Origin of the sequence: Paraburkholderia sp., from assembly GCF_034668105.1 — a bacterium.
GTDB lineage: Bacteria > Pseudomonadota > Gammaproteobacteria > Burkholderiales > Burkholderiaceae > Paraburkholderia.
Map to the genome: position 1 here is coordinate 1 of NZ_JAXDPY010000186.1, position 3690 is coordinate 3690.

General features: G+C 60.8%; 3 protein-coding genes. 1 reads left to right on the plus strand and 2 read right to left on the minus strand.

The features are described from left to right. Positions 1-104 precede the first annotated feature (104 nt). Together QOC89_RS08820 and QOC89_RS08825 are read right to left on the minus strand one after the other, a co-directional pair. Entirely contained in the window at positions 105-461 is a 357-nt protein-coding gene (locus tag QOC89_RS08820; protein WP_323044676.1) for a response regulator transcription factor, read from the minus strand. Positions 462-623: 162 nt separating this feature from the next. Further along, entirely contained in the window at positions 624-2471 is a 1848-nt protein-coding gene (locus QOC89_RS08825; protein ID WP_323044674.1) for an ATP-binding protein, read from the minus strand. 424 nt (positions 2472-2895) lie between these two features. On the opposite strand from QOC89_RS08825, the gene QOC89_RS08830 reads away from it, so the two are divergent. Further along, the coding region (locus tag QOC89_RS08830; RefSeq protein ID WP_323044675.1) for a PAS domain S-box protein at positions 2896-3690 on the plus strand (795 nt) is incomplete at its 3' end.

The following is a 3690-nucleotide window of genomic DNA, read 5'->3' on the forward strand; positions in this document are numbered from 1 at the left end:
TTGTCCGCAAGGCCGAATCGCTTGGTATCCAGCCCCGTCTGTCCCACCGCGATCAGCGTTGAACACCGTCGTGCGTGGGCACTTCTGCCCAGCGTCGATATTCGCTAGGGATTCCCGAGCGCGACCGAGAGCCAGTGAGTCATTGCAGTGGCCTGGTAAGGCTTCTGCAGCAACACAAGTGCGCCGTTGCTCGCCGCTTTCGCCTCCAATGCCGGCGTCGGATAGGCACTGATAAAGATGGTGGCCGGGGCATGTCCCTGCGCACGAAGGCGCTCGTGCATCTCGATACCCGACATCCCGGGCATGCGGATGTCGGAAATCAGGCAGGAGGTATGGGCGGCCTGCCCGGAGGCAAGAAATTCTTCTGCCGACTCATACATGCGCGCGTGCCAGCCAAGCGACCGGATGAGGCTGCTTAGCGCTACACGGACGGCTGAATCATCGTCCACAATCGACACCACTGGTGTAATTTGCAAAATAAGGCCCTCGATTATCTCTCTCGGGATGACGTGTGGTCAGTGCCGCCCGCCTCTCCTGATTAGCAGATTACTTCACAACGGCGTTCAGTGACATCGTACGAATGTATAGGTGAACCGAACCTTGTGCGCGCCGCCCGCGGTGCGTCACTTTCGCACCGCCTCCTCCTTCATGGTCATGGCTGGCGGAAGGCTGAACGAGAACGTCGCACCACCTTCAGGGTTATTGGAAGCCCAGATGTGCCCACGGTGGGCTTCAACAATAGAACTGGCTATAGCAAGCCCCATTCCCATGCCGGCACTGCGGGTCGTAAAGAACGGTTCAAAGAGTTGCGGAAGATTGGCCTCCTGGATGCCGGCCCCCGAATCCCTCACAGCCACGACAACATTGCCTTCAGGGTCGAGGCGGGACTGGACGATAAGTTCGCGCCTGCCGTTGACGCTCGCCATCGACTGCAGACCGTTGATGATCAAATTGACGAGCACCTGCTGGAGCTGCACACGGTCGCCCAGTATCGGCGGCAGCCCCCTGGCAAGACGACGTGTCAGCGAGCCGCCCTGGCGCTCGATATCGCGTCTGATAACGGCAATCGCCTCGTCGACCACCTCGTTGATTGCAATCGGCGTCCGCTCCGGCGGCACTCCCTTCATGAGCGCCCGCACACGTTGCACGATTGCGGCGGCGCGATTTCCCTGGTCCGTCATCTGCCTCACGCAGCTCTCGATTTCCGCCATGTTCGGAGGCTGGCGATCCAGCCAGCGCAGACATGCTTCACCGTTCGTTACGATGGCGGAAAGGGGTTGCCCCACTTCGTGGGCAATCGATGCGCTCAGCTCGCCAAGCGCTGTCATCCGGCTTACGCGTTCAAGTTCGCTTTGCGCATGCCGCAACTGCTCCTCGGTCTGCTTCGCCCGCGTCACGTCCATCACGGCCCCGATGAACTTTCTGTTATCCGGCTGACCGTCCGCTCTCTTGCCGACGACGTGGAGATGTTTGATGCGTCCATCAGGAAAAAGCAGCCGATGCTCGATGTCAAACCCGGCAGCCAGACTGCCCGCGTTTGCAACTTTCTCCTCGAACAGGGGTAGATCGTCTGGATGCACCCGCTGCCTGACCAGCTCGATGTTGGGCACGACCGCCACGTTGTATTCGAAGATCGAAGCAGTCTGCGCGGACCAGAAGATTTCGCCGGTCGGGACATTCCAGCCGAAACTGCCGGTCGTGCTCAGCTTCTGCGCTTCGGCGAAGTACTCCGCCTGACTTTTTCGAAGCAGTTCCTCGGCACGTCTGCGCTGCGTGATGTCGTTGTTGGTCTCAAGCGTGGCCAACGGATTTCCCGCACTGTCGCGCTGCAGTGCCCAGCGGCTCGTCACGATTATCTCGGTGCCATCCCGCCGCGTGTGGATCAATTCGCCCTCCCACTGGCCGTCGCGAAGAAAAATCCGCTGGAGCTCATCGCGAGGGAGCGGAAAAACCGAACTCAGAAATTCGTCAATGGACTTCCCAAGCGCCTCTTCCTTCTTCCATCCATAGAGTGTCTCTGCTGCGTGATTCCAGTACGTAATGACGTTTTTCTTATCGCGCACGATGATAATGTCGTGCGTCAGCTCCAGCAGCTGTGCCTGCGCGCGCTGCGTCTTCTCAACGCGGCCAATCCGCCTGACAAGCGTGGTGATTGCAATTGACGTGACGAGAAAGGCAACCAGGGAGAGGGAATCCTGGGGTTTGCTGATGTGGAAGCTATTGATGGGTTCCGTGAAAAAATAGCTGAGCAGCGCGGCGCCCACCACCGAGAAAATGACCGATGAGATGAAACAGTCCAGAAGTGACAGCAGAACAATGACAACCAGAAGGAAGAAGCCGGTGGTGCTCTCTTCCTGGTTCAGAAAGACACAGGTTGCAGTCACGGCGCCGAGCGCGATACAGCCCCCAAGCCACAACGCCGCCAGATATCGCAAGCCTCGGCTTTCATGTGAAGAAACAGTCGCCCGCACAGAACGTCTCCCTTTGGCGCGACTGCACCAGCCGCTTGCATCGTCTCCAGATAATAGCCGAGCCTCTCGACTTCTCAACCGTCCGCACGACCATTCGCACCGGAACCATATAGAGCAGCCCACGCGCGAGCGGCCCACGCGCGAGCGGCCCACGCGCGCGGCGCGGACGTCCGCAGCCGGGAACACGTCGGGCCGGCAGACGATGACGGGCACCCCGCGATATCCCGTAGCGGGCCTCGACACGGCGCGCGTTTATCCCGACCTGTTCCTCCAGGACACGGCAACGCGGCGCTTGTAAGGGGATAGTCAACATTCCTATACTTAATCCGCTTGCCTGGTTTCTCCTCGCCGGAGATAGTCGCAAGCGCGAGTCGCTCACGCTGTACACCCGCGTGCCGCTCAAACGCATCGAGCTGGAGCCGCAATGACAGACGAAACGCGCGCGTCACGCAAGACCACGGTCACATTCGCTGTCGCGACCGCCGCGCTGGCGGCGGTGATCTTCATCGTCGATACGGCTACGGTGCTCGACATCGCCGTCGCGACGCTCTATGTGGTCGTCGTGCTGATCGCCGCGCGCTTTTGCAAGCCGCGCAGCGTCGTGCTTGTCGGACTCGGCTGCGTGGCGCTCGCGATCTCGAGCTGGGTGCTCTCGCCACCCGCCCGCCCGAACGCGGAGACCCTTATCAACGAGTGCATCAGCATCGTTACGATCGGCCTCGTGACGGCCCTCGCCTTGCACGCGCAGCAAACGGTATGGACACTGCGCAATCAGGCGAATCTCCTCGACCTGACGCACGACCCTATCTTCTCGCGCGACATGGACGGCAAAATCCTCTACTGGAATCGCGGCGCCGAAGAGTTGTACGGATTCAAGGGCGCCGAGGCGCTCGGCGCTGTCGCGCACACGCTCCTGCAAACAACGTTCGTCACGTCGCTCGAGCAGATCATGACCAGGCTGCTGCGCGAAGACCGCTGGGAAGGCGAACTCATCAACCGAAAGGCGGACAGCACGCCCGTCGCCGTAACGAGCCGCTGGTCGCTCCAGCGCGACAATGCGGGACAACCCGCGCTGATCCTGGAGACCAACATCGACATCAGCGAACGCAAGCGGATGGAAGTGGCGCTGCAGCAGGCCCAGGCCGATCTCGCGCGACTGAACCGCGTCCTGGTGGTCGGCGAAATGACCGCGTCGATCGCCCATGAGGTCAATCAGCCG